The organism is Pseudomonas sp. NPDC089392, assembly GCF_044749595.1.
Lineage (GTDB): Bacteria > Pseudomonadota > Gammaproteobacteria > Pseudomonadales > Pseudomonadaceae > Aquipseudomonas.
The window spans coordinates 1-2,366 of sequence record NZ_JBIVIF010000096.1; the positions used below are offsets into that span (position 1 = coordinate 1).

A 2,366-nucleotide genomic window follows, 5' to 3' on the forward strand; every position below is an offset into this window, starting at 1 on the left:
GGTGGGGCGATGTCTCCCACGGTCTGTACTGCTGTGAACAGTCAGAATCGGCTTTTTCGTCCCACCACCCCTTCAAGTATCACCATACAAGCGGCCTTGTGCCGCGAAGCGCCGCGCGGGCGGCGCTCGATCGAATAGGCGCTGCTAAAAGCATGGAGAACACTTTGCCTTTTCTTGACTGACCGGCATTAGGGCGTGCCCGCGAACACCGGCGAAGCCGGTGCCAGGGACCGCGGCGCCTGCTTCGCGGGCAAGCCCGCTCCTACAAAGTCCGCGCAGGTCAGAGGACCATGGCCATTTGACTCGCTGCGTTGACGTTATTTTCACATACCGCAGATTAGCGTCACGCCCTTTCCGGCCGCGGGCACATCCGCTGGCCGCCAAGGTACGACGAGGCATACGTGTCACACACTACATCCCCCGCCGCGCACAAGCGCGTGGACTGGGCCGGCCTGGGCTGGCTGTTGCTGTTCTTCTGGTATTTTTCTGGCGTGACCCAGGCGTTACTGCTGTTCAGTGGTACCACCGGCTTTGCCGGCTTTCGCGATGCGTTCTTCCTCAGCAGCCTGTGGCTGGCCCCGGTGCTGTTGCTGCCCCGCTTCACCCGCGCCACTGCGGCGGTCATCGGCCTGGTGCTGTGGGCCGCTTCACTGGTGGGCCTGAGCTACTTCGGCATCTATCGCCAGGAGTTCTCGCAAAGCGTCATCTTCGTGATGTTCGAGTCCAATACCGCCGAGGCCGGCGAGTATTTCAGCCAGTATTTCAGCGTGTGGCTGGGCTTGGCGCTGCTGCTGTACACGCTGGTGGCGGTGCTGCTGTGGACGCGCGTGCGACCGGTCAACCTGCCGCTGCGCAGCCGCCTGCCGGTGGTTGCCCTGCTGCTGGTGGCCAACCTGGTGTTCCCGTTCTACAAGCAGATGGTCACCCAGGAGCGCAGCTTCGCCGACGCGGCCGAAAAGGTGCAGCAACGCATGGAGCCCGCCGTGCCCTGGCAGCTGCTGGTCGGCTACCGGCAGTACCGTCAACAGCTAGACAACATGCAGGAGCTGCTGGCCCAGAATGCCGCCCTGCCGCCTCTGCAAAACCTGCGTGACAGCAGTGGTGCTGCCCCCCGCACCCTGGTTCTGGTGCTGGGCGAGTCCACCACCCGCGAGCACATGCACCTGTACGGCTACAACCGCGACACCACGCCCAACCTCGACGCGCTGGCCGCCAGCGACAAGGGCCTGACAGTGTTCCGCGACGTGGTGTCGCCACGCCCGTACACCATCGAAGTGATGCAGCAGATCCTCACCTTCGGCGACGAGCAGAACCCGGACCGCTTCCTCACCGACCCGTCGCTGATCAACCTGATGAAACAGGCTGGCTACAAGACCTTCTGGATCACCAACCAGCAGACCATGACCAAGCGCAACACCATGCTCACCACCTTCTCGCAGCAGACGGACGCGCCGGTGTACCTGAACAACCAGCGCAACCAGAATGCCAGCCAGTATGATGACGTGGTGCTGGCGCCGTTCGAGAAGGCCCTGCAAGACCCTGCGCCGAACAAGTTCATCATCGTCCACCTGCTGGGCACGCACATGGACTACCGCTACCGCTACCCGGATGACTACGCGCACTTCACCGGCAACCAGGGCGTACCCGGCAAGCTGACACCGGACCAGGTAGAAACCTACAACTTCTACGATAACGCCGTGCGCTACAACGACTATGTGGTGTCGAGCCTGATCAAGCGCTACTCGGCCGGCAGCCCCAACGGCTTCCTGCTGTACCTGTCCGACCATGGTGAAGACGTGTACAGCTCCGGCAACCACGACCGCCTGGGGCGCAACGAAGGCGCGCCGACCCGGCCGATGTACACCATCCCGTTCCTGCTGTGGACCTCGCCAAGCTGGCAGGCCGAGCACCCACGCGACTTGCAGGCGATGGCCAACCGCCCGTACAGCAGCTCGCACCTGATCCACACCCTGTCCGACCTGGCCGGGCTGAGCTATGACCGCTTCGAGCCGGCGAAAAGCCTGGTGAGCCCGCAGTTTGTGGCAACACCGCGCTGGATTGGCGATCCATACCGCAAGGATGGCTTGCGTGAGTTCGACAAGTTGCCGGTGGACCAGGCCGAAAGCGTGCAGCAGACGGCCAGTAGTGGCAAAGAGCACGACGGTAAAAGCCTGAACTGAAGGTTTTTGCGGTTGAAATTGCCGGGGGCGCTTTGCGCCCCTTTCGCGACACAAGGCCGCTCCTACAGGGGATCGCATCGACCCGGGCTTGCGCGATCCCTGTACAGGCTGTGTGAAAACTCAAAATCAGAGTTCAGCCCGCCAGCGCTGATCTCTGACTGAGACTTTCAGATAACCGAGAGATAC

Annotated in this window: 2 protein-coding genes; both read left to right on the plus strand. The window is 62.5% G+C overall.

Going from position 1 to position 2,366, the window contains the following annotated elements:
• Window positions 1-182, plus strand: a 182-nt coding sequence (locus ACIP1G_RS31935) for a hypothetical protein (RefSeq protein WP_400744630.1), incomplete at its 5' end; no start/stop codon positions are given.
• 219 nt (window positions 183-401) lie between these two features.
• The gene (locus ACIP1G_RS31940; RefSeq protein ID WP_400744633.1) at window positions 402-2,180 is read left to right on the plus strand and encodes a phosphoethanolamine transferase CptA; all 1,779 of its coding nucleotides are present in this window, start codon (window positions 402-404) and stop codon (window positions 2,178-2,180) included.
• Window positions 2,181-2,366: the final 186 nt, after the last annotated feature.